Annotated in this window: 18 protein-coding genes and 1 riboswitch; all 18 genes read right to left on the bottom strand. The window is 31.3% G+C overall.

Annotated features, from left to right (window positions below; translation table 11 throughout):
* Positions 1-386, bottom strand: a 386-nt coding sequence (locus tag ACHAJD_RS08530) for a hypothetical protein (RefSeq protein ID WP_435585443.1), incomplete at its 3' end; no start/stop codon positions are given.
* A gap of 132 nt (positions 387-518) precedes the next feature.
* Positions 519-956, bottom strand: coding sequence for a YaiI/YqxD family protein (locus tag ACHAJD_RS08525; protein ID WP_435585442.1), 438 nt, complete (start codon positions 954-956; stop codon positions 519-521).
* Complete coding sequence (locus tag ACHAJD_RS08520) at positions 956-1,567, bottom strand: ECF transporter S component (RefSeq protein ID WP_435585441.1); 612 nt, start codon at positions 1,565-1,567, stop codon at positions 956-958. The genes ACHAJD_RS08525 and ACHAJD_RS08520 overlap by 1 nt, the downstream gene beginning before the upstream one ends.
* Positions 1,568-1,648: 81 nt before the next feature.
* Positions 1,649-1,764: riboswitch (FMN riboswitch) on the bottom strand.
* A gap of 108 nt (positions 1,765-1,872) precedes the next feature.
* Entirely contained in the window at positions 1,873-2,712 is an 840-nt protein-coding gene (locus ACHAJD_RS08515) for a polyprenyl synthetase family protein (RefSeq protein ID WP_435585440.1), read from the bottom strand.
* Positions 2,705-3,301 (bottom strand): DUF998 domain-containing protein, encoded by a 597-nt coding sequence (locus tag ACHAJD_RS08510; RefSeq protein WP_435585439.1) that lies wholly within the window; start codon positions 3,299-3,301, stop codon positions 2,705-2,707. The genes ACHAJD_RS08515 and ACHAJD_RS08510 overlap by 8 nt, the downstream gene beginning before the upstream one ends.
* A complete protein-coding gene (locus ACHAJD_RS08505) occupies positions 3,294-3,839 on the bottom strand; it encodes a hypothetical protein (protein WP_435585438.1) in 546 nt (181 codons plus the stop codon). The genes ACHAJD_RS08510 and ACHAJD_RS08505 overlap by 8 nt, the downstream gene beginning before the upstream one ends.
* Entirely contained in the window at positions 3,836-4,477 is a 642-nt protein-coding gene (locus ACHAJD_RS08500) for a hypothetical protein (RefSeq protein WP_435585437.1), read from the bottom strand. The genes ACHAJD_RS08505 and ACHAJD_RS08500 overlap by 4 nt, the downstream gene beginning before the upstream one ends.
* Positions 4,478-4,483: 6 nt before the next feature.
* Positions 4,484-4,912 carry a GNAT family N-acetyltransferase gene (locus ACHAJD_RS08495; RefSeq protein ID WP_435585436.1) on the bottom strand — a complete coding sequence of 143 codons (429 nt, stop codon included), beginning with the start codon at positions 4,910-4,912 and terminating at the stop codon, positions 4,484-4,486.
* A gap of 15 nt (positions 4,913-4,927) precedes the next feature.
* Entirely contained in the window at positions 4,928-5,689 is a 762-nt protein-coding gene (locus ACHAJD_RS08490; protein WP_435585435.1) for a nucleoside phosphorylase, read from the bottom strand.
* A 260-nt stretch (positions 5,690-5,949) separates the two neighbouring features.
* Positions 5,950-6,705 carry a sugar nucleotide-binding protein gene (locus ACHAJD_RS08485; RefSeq protein WP_435585434.1) on the bottom strand — a complete coding sequence of 252 codons (756 nt, stop codon included), beginning with the start codon at positions 6,703-6,705 and terminating at the stop codon, positions 5,950-5,952.
* Positions 6,706-6,843: 138 nt separating this feature from the next.
* A complete protein-coding gene (locus tag ACHAJD_RS08480) occupies positions 6,844-7,290 on the bottom strand; it encodes a GNAT family N-acetyltransferase (protein WP_435585433.1) in 447 nt (148 codons plus the stop codon).
* A gap of 199 nt (positions 7,291-7,489) precedes the next feature.
* Positions 7,490-9,493: an ABC transporter ATP-binding protein gene (locus tag ACHAJD_RS08475; RefSeq protein ID WP_435585432.1), complete on the bottom strand. Its 2,004-nt coding sequence runs from the start codon at positions 9,491-9,493 to the stop codon at positions 7,490-7,492.
* A 5-nt stretch (positions 9,494-9,498) separates the two neighbouring features.
* Positions 9,499-11,232, bottom strand: a complete 1,734-nt coding sequence (locus ACHAJD_RS08470) for an ABC transporter ATP-binding protein (protein WP_435585431.1) — start codon at positions 11,230-11,232, stop codon at positions 9,499-9,501.
* Between the two features lie 355 nt (positions 11,233-11,587).
* On the bottom strand, positions 11,588-12,367 hold the full coding sequence (locus ACHAJD_RS08465; RefSeq protein ID WP_435585430.1) for a transglutaminase-like domain-containing protein: 780 nt from the start codon (positions 12,365-12,367) through the stop codon (positions 11,588-11,590).
* Positions 12,368-12,371: 4 nt separating this feature from the next.
* A complete protein-coding gene (locus tag ACHAJD_RS08460) occupies positions 12,372-13,421 on the bottom strand; it encodes a Fic family protein (RefSeq protein ID WP_435585429.1) in 1,050 nt (349 codons plus the stop codon).
* Positions 13,422-14,208: 787 nt separating this feature from the next.
* Complete coding sequence (locus ACHAJD_RS08455) at positions 14,209-14,745, bottom strand: hypothetical protein (RefSeq protein WP_435585428.1); 537 nt, start codon at positions 14,743-14,745, stop codon at positions 14,209-14,211.
* 38 nt (positions 14,746-14,783) lie between these two features.
* Positions 14,784-15,659: a nucleotidyl transferase AbiEii/AbiGii toxin family protein gene (locus ACHAJD_RS08450; protein WP_435585427.1), complete on the bottom strand. Its 876-nt coding sequence runs from the start codon at positions 15,657-15,659 to the stop codon at positions 14,784-14,786.
* Positions 15,656-16,246, bottom strand: a complete 591-nt coding sequence (locus ACHAJD_RS08445) for a type IV toxin-antitoxin system AbiEi family antitoxin domain-containing protein (RefSeq protein ID WP_435585426.1) — start codon at positions 16,244-16,246, stop codon at positions 15,656-15,658. Before ACHAJD_RS08445 ends, ACHAJD_RS08450 begins: the two co-directional genes overlap by 4 nt.
* Between the last annotated feature and the right edge of the window lie 109 nt (positions 16,247-16,355).

The raw sequence follows: 16,355 nt of genomic DNA, 5'->3' as shown, positions 1-16,355 counted from the left end.
GCGATAACTGCTTCAATTACCATACTAACTTGATCATGCCACATAATTTCGCCTTCAACTTTACAATCAACTACAGGTTTTGCTGGCCACATATTGTACCCGCATCCACCATCAAGTGACATTTTAGTTGTAGCATATCCAGTAACTTCATTTCCTCTTGAAGTCCATGTAGCAGGTCCTTCTGGATCAGCTTTCATATAAACTGTGTCTACAAAAATTTGAGATATAAATCCATTTTCGTCGATTGTAACGACTGCAAATGTATTTTGATGACCATCAGTATACCCAAAGTATACACCAGGCTCATAATCTCCTTGTTCACTTGCACAAGCGCCTAATAAAAACACAAGTGAAAGAGTGACTAAAACTGTTAACAATTTTTTCATTTTAAACTTCCTCCTATTTTTCTGTTATCATTACCAATTACATTATATAAGTTGTAATACAAATAGTCAACCTGTAATATATAATTTATAAAAAAAGTTTACAAAAAGAAAAAGAGTCTTTTCTTAAGACTCTTAAACATTGTTGTTTATAAAAGTTTCTAAACTCTTTTCAAATGCTTTATTTTGAGCGTTTGTACGCTTAGGAATTGGCTTTAATCTTTTGTTCGCTTTCCTTAACTTTTGATTTAAATATCTACTCATGAGTAATTGATCAATATTGTCTTTATCAAAGAACCAACCATCCTGGTGTAATGCATAGGCTTGCTTATTTAAAACCAATGAAGCTAACCCATAATCCTGTGTAACAACTAAGTCATCTTTTTCAGTTAAACCAACAATTTTATGATCGGCACTATCAAAGCCTTGATCAACTGTAATAACTTTTCCATAATCCTCATTTATATCATGGTTTACGTTACTAACCATAATTAAGTCGATATTGTACGCTTTGGCTAATCTTACTACAATTTTTCTTACTGGTGAGGCATCTGCATCAATGATTATCTTCATTAAACTTGTTCAATTTCTAAATAAGTAAATAGTGCCTTTTTAATAATAAAAAATATCGTCATAATTAGTATCCCTTTTATAAGGTTAAATGGGACATAAGCAATTAATATCGCAGCAGTATACCCACCTGATACATTAAACCCAAAGCTACCTGGTGTTAATAAACTAACGGCCTCTGTAAAAGACATGCCAACATATAACGGGGTAACGAAAAAGAAATTCGCAATAACCATTACGATTGTAACTAAACTAACTGTAAGTATCATAGTTAACCATTGTTTATTTTGAATGGTTAATTTGATCGCTAAATACATACCAGCTACATAAGTCATACTAGCAATGAATGCTGCAATCTGACCAATACCGTAAGGACCAACTAATCCCCAAACTAATGCGTTAATCGCTGCTTTTAACAATCCTAAAAACGCTGCTTCCTTCCATCCAAATAACACAAAAGCGATAAGAACGACCACATCACTAAACTCAATCTTTAAGAAAGCTAGCGGTGGATACGGGACTTGAATATAAGTCATTAATATTGCTCCTAATGCACCTAAAATCCCTAACGTTGTAATTCTTTTTGTTGCATTGTCTGTAAATTTAAACTCCATAATTATTCAAGCTCCTTTTATTTTAAATAAAAAATACTCTTGAACAATCATTCAAGAGCACGCAAAAAGGTCGCCTAATAAGACTATCTTCTTTCATCTAGACTATACTATCGGTTTTGGAATCTCACCAAATCGTGCATCGAGTGCGCGCGGACTTTACCGCCGGTCGGGAATTTCACCCTGCCCTGAAGATTATTCTGTTTCATTTCCGTATAAAATATAACACATCTAAAATTATAATACAAGTTTTACTGAAAATAATTGTAAATTATATAGCTTTTATACATGCATAGCTTACTTTAGAACTAATTATTCCTTTGTCTTACTTGGTCAAAATAATTTTGAATTTGTTCTTTATCAATAGATAACTTACTCAACAAATTCTCTATCTCTTTAAAATATAAATCAACCATTTTTTTTGATTCTTCTAACCCAATTAATTTAACATATGTGGATTTATCATTACGTAAATCACTTAAAGATTTACCCATATTTGCCTCATCACTGGTTACTTCTAGTATATCATCTTGTATTTGAAATGCTAAACCTAGAAAATAACCGATTTCTTCCCAAATCGACACATCCTTTAAAGAGGCAATAACAGAAGCCATCATTAATGGTGCTTGGATTAATTTAGCCGTTTTGTGTACATGAATACGTTTTAAAACTTCTAATGGTATTTTTGTATTTTCACTTTCCAGATCAAGCAACTGTCCATACACCATACCACTTGATCCAGAACAACCTGACAATATTCTTACTAATTTTACTTTTTGTGCATCACTAAGTGATTCATTGTTAGTGATTAGATTAAAAGCATCCGTTAGTAATGCATCACCTGTTAAAATAGCAGTCGCTTCATCAAAGGCAACGTGAAGGGTCGGAACACCTCTTCTTAAGTCATCATTATCCATAGCTGGTAAATCGTCATGAATTAAAGAATACGTGTGTATCATTTCAATACTACAAGCAATATCAACATAATCTTCCCAAGGCACTTGATAACTTTCTAAAACTTTCAATAATAATAGCGGTCTTAATCTTTTACCCCCATTTAATAGTGCATAACTCATGGCTTCAGTTAATGTATTACTTTCTTTAGCTTGAACAATATTTTTTAATGTTTTTTCAATAACTTCAATCATACTTTACCTCTATATTTAGACGTTTGTTTTCAAATAGGTAAATACTATATGAAAACGCAATAATAAACATGAATCGTTGTATAATCCCACTAATCTCCTGGACGTTTAAAATAATCATAGAAAAACCTATACTTATGCTTACAATTAAAAGGGATACCATTTTTATTTTCATTGTTTTTTCAGTGAACACATGACCTAATGCAAACATTGTAAAACTAAAGCCCGTAAGTGAGGCGAAAACTGAATGTAATTGGTCATGCAACAAGTTCACCTGAACTTGCTCTACTAATGGGGCATTTCTAAATAATGCACTCCCTATTAATCCTAATCCAAATAAAACACCGAAAAGCTTATGATAATAATATGTTCTTTTTTCTACCAAAGAGTGTTCCAAAATAAAGGCTAATCCAATGAGTATAAAAAAACTATTCATAATCCAAGCATTTGGACTCCCCTGAGCCCCTAGATGAGAGGTGGTGTGGATTAAAACACTATAATTAGTAAAAGAGTAAAACGGTAAAATAAACATAACAATAAATAGCCCAGTAAATGTAATAAGTGTAAATCTTATATTAACAAATCTAATCATTGTTAATCTGCTCTAATAGTTTTACGTATACTTCATCATTAAAATAAGAAGTATCCAAAGAAATAATACTATTGAGACTCCCAAAGACATTATTATAATATTGCATCGAATCAAGAAATTGGTTTTCACTGATCAAACCCATAGCTTGATGGGTTTGATTTAAATGTGGTAACCGATTTAAGTAACGCTTATATAAAATATTCATTTCACCATAGCAATAAATAGTCTTATAATGGATGTTTTTAGAATCCAGTGTTTGGATTAAGTTTAAATATTCATCCTTTTTAAAGTTTGCTTCTACAATAATAGTTTCAACGTGAGGTAATAGTGAACTTACTAATATATTCATTAAGGCAACTGATGCCTTACTTAACCCAAGATTTTCTTCACGGTTGCGTGTTTTAACATAAAAAGCAATTTGTTCTTTAATTAAGTCCTTACAAAGTAAAAAAGCTGAAAAATCATTGGCTAATTTTTCTGCAATCGTCGATTTTAGTGCAGCTATTTGACCTGTAATAATGATTACTTTCGGTTTCATAACAACTCATCCTTAATATGCTCCTCATAAGCCTTAATAAACTTATCACAAAACATATGCCATTTCTCATGATATTCTTCTTTTGATAATATAACCATATCTTTAATATGATTAATATTTCTTAACTGAGCCTCTTTATAAAACGCCTGTAATAAGTCATCTTGTGCTTGATAGTAAATGTAGGCTTCATTATAACCTTTATCCATAGCTACTTTTAGTCTAGTATGTCCATCTGCAACAATAAGTCCTTCTTTTGACTTCATTACAGGGACAATGATATCTTCATTTTTGCTTATCCAAGATAATGCTTGATTGTATTTTTCTAATGACAGATAAAATTGGCTCACTTTTAGGTCAACTATAGGTACTTTATAAATAGGTACTTTTTCTCTTATAAAGTGAATAGACCCGTATTGATCTTTAATTTTTGATATATGTGTAGAATAATATAAGAATTCTTCAATAACTTCAGGTAAAAACTGCTCATCAAACACATGTACTACCGCTTCATCATGATTGATGATTGAAAAACTAAATGGATATTCATGTGGTTCATTAACGGCTAAAAAAGCTAGGCCTTTATTTACCGTTTCTATTGAAAAATAAGGGTGTGCCTCACTGACTCTAATAACTTTCATAAAACGCTACTTCGTCCACTCAAGCAGTACATCATGACCTTCTTCTGAGTTGATTATTTTAGCCCCTAATGATTGATAAAGCTTTAATGCATTTATATTGTTTTCATGTGTGAAAACAAATGCATTTGAACATTCACCCTTGTAATAAGGTTCTAAGAAAGCATCAAGTATTTTTTTTCCATAACCTTGTCCTTGATATTTTTCTAAGACATCAATAGAATAAATGAATAGTTGATGACTTTTAGAACTGAATCGTTCTAATTGATAGCCATAAACCATCGCAATAACTTGTTTATCTAAAATTCCAACAACCATGATATTATCCTTTTTTTCAAAGAATTTTTCATTTAAAGCTCCGTTATCACTATTAAAAAATAGTTTTCTAGCTTGTTGTGCATAATCTAAATTGTTTATATCTACTTTTACTATTTCCACTTTAAACACCTCAATTTAAAATGTTTGGACAATTTCTACACACAGTTCTGTTAATCCTAAGCGAATATCTTCACGGTCACGCCAGTTACGTGAGTCCCATTTTTTCTTTGATACGTCGTCACCGCCATAAATAATAGCACCATAGTTTACATCTCTAAACTGACTAACTGCAATCATTGCAGATTGTTCCATTTCAACTACTATTGCACCTTCTTCAGTTCTAAGTGCTATACGTGCTGCAGTTTCACGGTAAAATGCGTCAGTGGTCCATGTTTTGCCTACAACATAATCAATTACATTAGTATCTAAGAAGTCAGTGATTTTTTTTACTATAGCTGGATTGGCTGTAATTTCTCTACTTGGTTCAATATAATGATAACTCGTCCCTTCATCACGAATGGCAGAATCAATGACGATTAGTTTCCCTACTGTTAAATCGCTTCTTAAAACACCGCCGCCACCACAAAACATGATGTGTTTAGCACCAAGTGCAATAAAATCATCTAAAAATCCAGCGCAAGCTGGTGCGCCTAATTTTCCTGGAATTAAAGTAACGTCTTTATCTTTGAAACGGTAGATTGGGACATGATTTTCACCTTTAATGGTATCTGATAGGTAAATATCACCACGTTTAATTAGTGTATCAATCGCATCAATGAAAAAGCAAATGACTAATCGCTCACTAATTTTGTCATGTTTTTTTGTTATATGATCCGGATTAATTAAGGCTTCTTTATTTGAATCAAACTCTAATATTGGAAATTCTTTTTTAATCATGGGGCACCTCTCTTAGTTATTTATATTAAGTATACAATGACAACCGCTTTTTCCCAATATATTAAAGAAAAAAGCTCAATCCTAACGACAACAAAATGATTCCAATAATAAAAACAATAAGAAATGCATAGACTAAATTTTCTATAGTTTTACTAATATTTCGGTTTAGTAACACATAAAAAAGAAAGAATATATTCACAACGGGAACGATTAAAAAAACAAGAATCATGAGCCATTCAAGAATACTTACTTGATCTTTTTTAAACACTATACTCACCTATATCTTTAATGATTTGTGACAATTTTCTTATATTTACTCTTTCATCAACGAGTTGATTATTCATGACAAAATTACTCTCATCAGAAACCTTTATCCACGTATGGATGGATTTTAAAAAACTAACAAGTTCATAAAATGAATAGCCATCATTGCTATCAACATGATAAATGTCAGGTTCTTTATGAATAATATCAAGTATGGCCTTGCCTGTATCTGCAATAAAAGAACATGATGGATACCACTTTTTACTCGCTTTAATGATACCGTGTTTGTCCATCATGGTTTTAAGATGATTTAGCATATTATTGGTTGAAGTCACGTGATCAATTTGCCACCCTAATCTTATGATAGTAGTTAGTGGATATTCGCTTAACAATGCTTTTTCTGTATTTGCTTTATATTGACCATAATCATCAGTTGCATTAGGTTTTTTATCCGGTGTAAAAGGACCTGGTGTAGTTTTTGCACTAAATACTGATACAGAACTAATATAGATAAACTTAACTAACAATTCATGTGCGGCTTTAGCAAGTAAAAGTGACCATTCAATACTTCCAGTTGCAAAATGTAACAATACATCTGGTTGAGTATTTTCTATGAATGTATAAATTTCTTCAAAACTCTCAGTGCTCACAAACTCTCTATCATAGGGAATAATTATATGATCGAATGACTCTAACACCTTAGCAACCCCTGGAGCAACTGTTCCATTTAATCCTGTGATTAGTATTCTCATAAAAATCCCTCCTTGTTTTTATTATAAAGGACAAGGAGGGATTTACTAAAATAGATTATTTATTTTTTAAATTAACTTATTAAACTCAATTGTAATATTAAAGAAATAAGTACGCAATAAAAGACTAAAAATAGTCTTTTATTTGAACTTATATAACATAACAATTTCACCTTCATCAATTTCTCCTGTTGCTTTAAAGCCTATCGTTTCATATAAATGTTCTGCACCTTGATTTCCTGGTACATAACTTAAGTGAACATAGTCAAACTTATTATCTTCTTGAGCCATTTCAATTACTTTTAAGATTGTGGCTTTGCCATAACCCTTATTACGCTCATTTTTATGAATTAAAAAGCGCCATAATCCACATTCTCTTTCATCTTCATCCCAATCTAACATTACAAACCCAACCAGTTTATCCTCTGCATAAACTGCGTAAGGTCTTGCATTGGGATAAAGCCAGGCTTGTGCTAATGAATACACGTTTGATGCAACAAATTGCTTATCTTCTTCTTGAGTCAATGCAAGAACATCATCAAAATTATCTTCATTAATATTTCTAAATGATATAAGTTCTTTTTTCATAGGTTAGCCTCCAAATGTTATAGATAAAGTATAAACCAAATAAAGTGATATTTACATAATTATTTGGCATTACCACTTAAAAACACTTAAGATATTATGGCTTAAGCGTTTTCAATATACCGGTCATGCTTATTAAATTCTAATCCTAGCTGATTATGTAATAAGTGACTATTAAGATGTGTCTAGATGGTGTGACTAATTAATTATCATGTTGAATTTTTACCTGTGATCGGTAAATATTAGCATATACTTTGTTAAGGGCAATGAGTTGATGATGATTGCCTTCTTCAACTTTAAGTCCGTTTTCAAGGACAACTATTTTATCTGCATTTTTTATGGTTGATAGTCTGTGGGCAATTACAATGGTGGTTCTATTTCTTTTAACTTTTTCAAGTGCTTGTTGTAACATCGATTCTGTTTCCGTGTCAATATTTGCTGTTGCTTCATCCATAACCAAGATTGCTGGATTGTGGACAACTGCTCGGGCAAATGAAATGATTTGCTTTTCACCAACAGATAAGTTGCCTCCACCTCTAGTAATATGCGTATGAATACCTTGTTCTAATTTTTCTAGCAGTCTTTTACCACCAATTTCTATTAACACTTTTACGATTTCATCATCAGAAATATCCAGTCCGAACCTTATGTTTTCCGCAACTGTCCCCTTAAACATTGCAGGGTCTTGTAAGATAATACCTACATGATGCCTAAAACTCCTTTTAGGAATCGTATTAATATTTATTCCATCTACGTAGATTGTTCCCATATCGTAAGCTTTCATATCATAAAACCTTAAAAGTAAACTCATTAATGAACTCTTTCCTGAGCCAGTATGACCAACTAACCCAATCAATTGACCTTGATTAATTTCTAAATCAATTCCTTTTAATACAGGACTACCTTCATGATAAGAAAACCAAATATTATCAAAGCGAACCTCTCCTTTAAACCTTGGAATAATTTCAAATGTTCCATCCTCTTGATCACCATCAATGATTTTAAAGATACGCTCTGTTCTAACCATAGCGTGTTCTAAGTTACCAATCTCTTTAAAGAGTACACCTACTGGTTCAATTAAACGCGTCAGGTAATCGTTATAGGCATATATAATCCCTGCAGTAACGACAAATCCAACAACGTTCAAATACCCCTGCCCAAAATAAAGGACAATTACAGCCGTTACTAACGCTCCTAACAAGCGGATAAGATTCCACCCTATTGATAAATGAAGTAGGTTTTCCTTAATTCTTTCTTGCATAAATTCTTGAGACACTTCTTCAAACTTTTTTTCTGTTTGCTCATTAAAGTTAAATATTTGTAAGATTGATATGCCATTTATGATTTCATTAAGCTGTGCTGTGATTAAAGATGCAAGTTCATTTACTTTAACTGCAATTTTATTAAGTTTTTTTATAAAAAAGCGTAACCATAAATAAACGATTGGAAATACTATAAAGGTTATTAAGGCTAACGTACTATCAAGATAGAACATCCCGATATATGCAAAAATTACCGCTAATGTTGCATTCACTAACAGGTTCATGATTGTTGAGAATAAGTTCATCATCCCACCAACATCATTAATCACTCTATTGGCGATTTTTCCAGAAGGTTCAGATTCAAAGTAAGTCATTGGCATTCTTTGAAGTGCCGAAACTGCATCTCTTCTTGCATCACGAACGATATTAACATTGATCATCGCAGTTGTTATACGCTGGATATACATAAAAACAATCTGTAGGAAGAATCTTAATGCTAACAATATTAGTAAAATTGTTAAAGGTTGGACAAACGGTTGGTAAAATGTTCTAACTTCTTCAGTGCTTAATGGCGTTGCGTTATAAATCTGCTCTGTTTGATCAATTGCAGTAATCGTTAAAACATTACCTTCTATTGATTTATTACCTGCTATAACCACTTCATCTACGAGGTAATATCCACCTTGATAAATAACAATCGATATAGCGTGATCCGTTGGATAGTCCTGACTGAAAAACCTACCACTATATTCAACTTGTTTATTTGCTTCATCAACTTCATACCATGGTCGTTCAATTCCTACAATATAATCATCTAAAATTGTTTTAATGATTAAAGGGGCAACAAAACCTAGTGCTTGAACGATTAACATTGCAAGCAATGTAATGGTTAAAAGCTTTTTATAATTAGCAATGTAGCGCCATACTTTTCTCATAGTTTTCATATGGCTCACCTCATCGTCGTTTGTTCAATGTATTGGAATTTATACCAACCATCGACTTTTAACAGTTCAAAATGTGTTCCTTTTTGCGTGATGTTTCCGTTTTCTAATACTAAAATAATATCCGCATCTCTTACTGCTGAAAAACGGTGCGCAACAATAATATTGGTTCTACCTTTTCGAAACGCTTTAAGGTGACCAATAATCGTATCTTCAGTTTTTGAGTCTACAGCAGATAAAGAATCATCTAAGATTAAAATTTGGGGATCTTTAACTAACGCTCTTGCAATGGATAATCTTTGTTTTTGTCCACCCGATAAAGTTGAGCCCAATTCTCCAACCATAGTAGATAAATCATGTGATAAAAAATGCAAGTCTTTCTCAAAATCTGCAATTTTCATCGCTTTATCAAGCGCATCAATATTAGCTTTTGGATTGCCTATCAAAATATTATCTTCTACAGACCTTTTAAATAACATATGTATTTGTGGGACATAGCCAACTAAGTTTCTTATATCTTCAATTCTAAATAATTCAATTGAAACATCATCAATATAAATTTGTCCATCTGTACAATTAAATTCCCTTAGTAACTGCCTAATTAAAGTCGATTTCCCTGCACCCGTTGGACCAACAATTCCAATTGTTTGTCCAGCATAAATATCAAATGTTATGTTTTTAATAACAGGTTGTTTATCAAATGGATATTTAAAGGTCACATTTTTAAACCCAATATGATTAAATGTAAGAATTGGTTTTGAATCCACATTATCGTGAACCACGGGAATTTGCTTCATAATTTCATCAAAACGATCCACCGATATGGTTGCATTGTTTATTTGTGTGAAAATAGTGGATATTGAAATGATTGGTCCATATAACAAAGCGATATACGCTACAAAGGTTATTAATCCACCTAAGGTTAAACTCTGATTTATGATGAAGTAAACACCAAACGAAAAGGCTAAGATATAAGCTATCCCGTATACTACTTCAAACAAAGGATTAAACCAGTTTTCAAACTTTACAATATAACGCCATGAATTGATATCTTTATCAATAGCTTCATATTGTTTATCTAAATCGTTATCTTCTTGAACGTAAGCTCTAATCGCTCTTTGACCTTCTACCGACTCTAAAATCTTCTCAGTCATATCCGCATAAATTTCACGATGAATTTTAATATACTTACGTTTTTTATTACGGATAATATTAAGTAACGTTAAACCAATGGGCATAATCGTAATAGAGATTAAAGTTAACTGTAAACTGATTGTTGTTGCCATAACAATAATCGCAAATACAATAATTCCAACATTAAACACAATTCCCTCAAGCATTGATGACGCGGCTTGGGTAATTGCATCTAAATCTGATGTAACCCTTGAGATTAAATCCCCTTTTTTATACGTTTCATAAAACTGTGAGTCCATATTAAATAAATGAGAAAGATATTTTTTTCTCATTTTAAATGATAACAACTGTGCTGTTTTTTGTGATAAGTGATTATACACAAAACTTAATCCATAACGGGCAGTTGGAAGTAACGTTAATAATATAACAAGTCTTAATAATACCTCACGTGTTAGTTGACCAGAAACAATCGTATCAATAGAACGCCCCAAAACATAGGCTGGGGCTAATGATATTGATGAAATTGATAATAGTAATACTAACAACAAAACATATGATTTCCACTGTTCTTTGATAAACCAACCAATTTTACTGAATATATTTACCATGACATACCTCTTTAATCTTAAGCTACAAGGTTAATTATATAACAAAGTTTTATAAGTTAACATCTAATTTATCTATAGATTACATTGTAATAAGATAGTACTAAAAAAAGCAGCATTTAACCTCTCAAACGAGGTTAAATGCTGCTGATATTATAATATTAATGGCTTTATTATGACGTTTTTAAAGAAAGTAATATGAGACTTTTAAACATGCGCTGAAAAAACCATATTGCTTGCAAAATCGACCTTGTGTGTATTAAAGAAACATCAAAATCAGCCAAAATATGTTTACCTTTACATGGTTGAAAAACGTCTAAAATACCAAAGTAACATATTTCAGTTTCAATTAGTGTAATTACTCACTTATATCTTCACTCATTTGCCAAGCGCCATCTTGAATGAGATTCATCATTTTTAGATAATACTCATTTGGTTTCGAAATGTGATAGTTATTTTTTTTACTTATATCATACTCCGATATTGCTGCTAGATTATATAGACTGGCTATGTTGTCCAATTGCATACTATCATCTATTTTACTGCTATATATTTTATGAACTAGTTCTGGTTTGTTTAACAAATCATGAACAGAGTAATTTTGATCTAATCTTGCGATAACACCGTATAAAAAATCACACATCATATATGTGCCATCTAGATATACTTCTACTATTTGGTGTCCATGGTAGGCTTTAAATTTGTTAACTAATATAGCGATTCTACTTGGCATACCTAAGCACTGTAAAAGGGCTGCACCTACTCTAGAAATATCTGTGCACCAATCACTACCTCTTTTAATGATTTCTAATTCGGTCCCTCCGAAAATCATTTCTTCAAATGGCGTGTCACATTTTTTAACAATCCCATTTACAAATTCAATTGTTCTATAAATGGATTCAAGATGATTTTCACCTTTTAATTTATGCGCAATTTCACTTAGCACGTGGTTGCAGATATCTTTTGAAACAGGCTGTGGGGCTTTATATAGAAATGATTTTGAGTCTTCATCTAAAAAAACCATGTTCTTCAATATCGCATGATCAACTGAGTGTTTATTATGCAAATCATTTCTAAACATATACTCATATGCTTTACCAAACACACCATAACCTGTTTTAATCTTTGACTTATTCATGATTTTATTCCTTAATAAGATTTAGTAACTGCACATTTTTATAGATAACCTCTTTACCTAATTGTTCAGAAACAATGAACCCTTCTTTTTCAAGAAGTTTTAAATACTTTGTTGCAGTTGCTCTAGATATATCCAAATTTTCTCTGAAGAACTCATTTTTGGTATACATATAAGAAAACAAATGTTCAACGATTTCATATCGATAAATATCTGGCAATCGGTTTTTCATCATGTCTTTTGTTAAATCTATAGATTGGTTAATTCTTAATATGAGATTAATCGTATTTTTAGAAGTTTCAGAAATTCCTTTTAAAATATACATAACAAAATCTTTAATATTTGCTATATCCTCATTACATTTTTTTAGGAGAGTATAATATTGTTTCTTATTTTCCATGATGTACTTACTTAAGTATAGGACGGGTTCAGATAACTTTTCCTTTAGTACCAAGTATAAGATATTCAATATTCTACCCGTTCTACCATTACCATCATAAAATGGATGGATACTTTCAAATTGAAAGTGTATGAGAGCCATTTGAATGAGTGGATCGTTTTCATCGTTTTGATTAATGAATAATTCAAGATTATGCATGAGTTCACGTATCTCTGTTTCATTTTGCGGAGGTGTATGTAAAACTTCATTGGTTTTATCGTTAATGATCACTGTTCCAGGAAGTTTTCTTATTCCACCTTTATTCGGTTCGATGACATTTTGAATTTCTAATAGCATATTTGTGCTGATAAATCCCTTTTGTCTCATGACTAACAATCCCTGATCCAGTGCATGCTTGTAATTGATAACTTCTTTAGGTTTTCCTCCAATAGGTTTCTTTGAGACAATCTCCTTGAATATTTCATCATAGGTCGTAATAATATTTTCTATAGCTGATGAGTCTTTTGACTCACTTAGATTGATTAAACTTAAAACGATTCCAGGATTTGGAAGTATTTTTAGTATCCCCTTTAACTCGCCTATGTGATGATTTGCAGTATTTAGTTCTTTTAATATTTCTACTTTATTTAAATCTACATGAAAAGGAAGTTTATTCACAATATCACCTCATGACTAATATATTTTAATTTTTATCCTCGTAATTATCTTATCACACAAAATTTGGTCACGTCAAGTCTTCGAGGATATTTTTTTAAATATTTTAGTCGCGAAACCATTACACACCCGATCACTTGGTAAAAATGTTGTATAGGTGTAGTGATATAATTTTTTAGAGAATTGATGTTCTCACACTCAAGAAAATATATGCTTAGAGCATAGTTTGATGTTTCAAGATTGATTTCGATATGTTTCCACATTAGGTAAAAAACAAAAAATGAAGCATTTAAACCTATTTGAAGTGGTTAGATGCTTCTTGTTTTATTATTGAATTGCTTTGTTAAGCCGTTTATAAAGAAAGCAATGTGACACTTTCAACGTGCGAGGAGTTAGTGCCATTGCTCGAATTTATGCCAAATAATGTGTATCGGAAACATATTTTTAAGTATTTTATGTTCTCCCATTCCAGACTTTTTTAACGTCGGTAACATATTTTAGCTGAATTGTTTCGCTTTCTTTATAATATCAGTCAATTGCGATTATAAACCATAGTTAACCAAAAGCAAACTATCTGCAAAACATCTTCATCGTTTCACCAGTGATTATATTTGTTATGCCAAAAACAACTTGTCACTATCTGATCTGTTCATGTTGTAAAAGAAATCCAAAATATTGCGTATGAAAACTTATGTCTTCTATTATACTAAGATTTCAGTTTATCAGACCTAACAATGTAAAAGAGAGAAGCATTTACTTCACTCTTTCCATATTGATTCAATTATTAACACTATTTAAATTTCAAAGAAGGAATCAAAGTTAACACTTGTTCCTTTTCCATATCATTTAAATCATCTAATAAAACAACAATGGTTTCTAGCCTTAAATTTTTCCTAAACAAAATTGCATTTTCTTTTGCACTAAATGTGATGCTTCTTAAACTTTCGTATCTTGAAGTGGTATATTTATTCTTGCTTCCCTCTAATTCAGGAAATACGAATGAATCCTTATTAAGAGTATAGATAACTTCATATGAGTTGTTTAGAGAAAATCTTTGTTTTAAGAGTTTTATACTTTTTCTGTAAGAAATAAGAGGCACTAATAATTCATAAATAATTAATAGTCCACATCCCATAAGTATAATCAATAAGATTGTATCGTAAACTTCTCCATTTGTAAGAAAATCACTCAAAAGCCAAAAAACAACTGACCAAATAACAATCACTCCACCAAACAATACAATCCGTGTTTTATACCATTGACGAAATGATAGGTTAAATTTTTTGACACTATTCATATAGTTACTAGTATTCTTAATTTCAATCATGAAAAATTATCCTCCTCACTCGCATTAGTTGTTTTAATCTAGACTTTCATAAAATCAACTTTTATATCTTTTGTAATTGATTTGAAAAAATCACTGCTCCATATGTCGAGATTATTTTGATTTTTAATAAATGGTTTTATATCTGATCTTGCTACTTCATAGTCAATATGATCGAATCTATTTTCTAATAGTTCAATTAATAAATCTCTAGTTAATTTGACATCCTCTTCAATTGTTTTTGTTTGTTTAAGTCTTGCTTCTAAATGTTTTAGATTCACTTTTGTATCTAAACTCAAATAATAAATATAGTCGTACAAGTCTCTACCTTTTATACGATTCTTCCAACTTCTTGCAATCACTGCATGAATTTTACCTGCAAACAAGGACTTTTGGTCATAAACCCTTACTTGGTACGGAAAGGGTAATAAACGGAATTTTAGTTCAGTATCCGCATACATAGGTGGATTCACATCAACTTCAAATTTTATAATGATTTTCTCGTTGTTAATGATTCGATTAGAATCTGCTGAATCTGGATAAATAGTTATCAGTGTCTCTCTTGTATTACCTTTAATAAAAGCTGTGTCAATGTTCGAATCGTTTGCTTTATCTTTTTTAGATACTTCAAAATTTAGACCGAGTGATTTTACAGTATCGCTGATTGGTCTAAAGTATTTATTGATATCAAAAGTATCGTCTGCTACAAGTAGTGAAAAATCCAAATCCTCGCTAAACCGATCCATCCCATAAAATATCCTTAGAGCGGTTCCACCATAAAAAGCAGCGTGTGTAAAGAAGTCAGTTTTAGAAAGACCTGCTAAAACAACTTCTTGTAAAACTTCTTTAATTGCATGCTTTTTATCTTCTAATGTTTTTGGGTTATACTTATTAATCATTTGCTGAATGATTGTCATTTGATATACTCACTTTCAATATATTTTATTAGGTACTTAATGTTGTTAGATGTATATTTATTGGACAAAAATATAATATCTTCAAAGATTAATTGATCAAATGCCTCCTTGTTTATTCGGAGATTTTCAAATAGCAACATTTTTATCTCTTTGATGCTTTTAACTGGCTGCTTTATGTAGAGTAAATCACATAGTGCTTTTTCAGGGTTAGATATGAAGTACGAATAAGTATCTTCTTCGTACGCTTTAACAAAAAATGGAAAAGCTTCCTTTGGAACATCTCTATAAGTGAAAAGACCGAAATGATTTTCATATGACTTAGCTTTTCTTTTGTTGAATGTCGCGTTCGTATAGACAACGACTCTTTCAGGGATTATGTTATGAAACGAAAGTGCATACTCAAAAGATAAATATGAGGGGCCATAAATAAATGAAGCAAGCAAGAATCCATCCGTGCTACCATTTGTCTCATATATCCCTCTTACAAGTGGAAATAAGATGCCGTTATCTACATCTCTTTTAATCTTACCATTAACATCTGTATAATCTTTATACTTTTCTTTTAGGTTTAATGTCGTGACAATCATACTATCTCCTCCACTTAATTGTATTTTATAACATTATCCGGAGTATTTCAATGATTTATCTAAACTTTTTTTTCATGTAATCTAATAAAACACGTTTATGAAATCAATC

The organism is Liberiplasma polymorphum (genome assembly GCF_043951795.1).
Classification (GTDB): domain Bacteria; phylum Bacillota_I; class Bacilli_A; order Izemoplasmatales; family Izemoplasmataceae; genus Liberiplasma; species Liberiplasma polymorphum.
The sequence above is the reverse complement of the archived record's forward strand: the minus strand, read 5'-3'. Positions and strand labels throughout refer to the sequence as shown.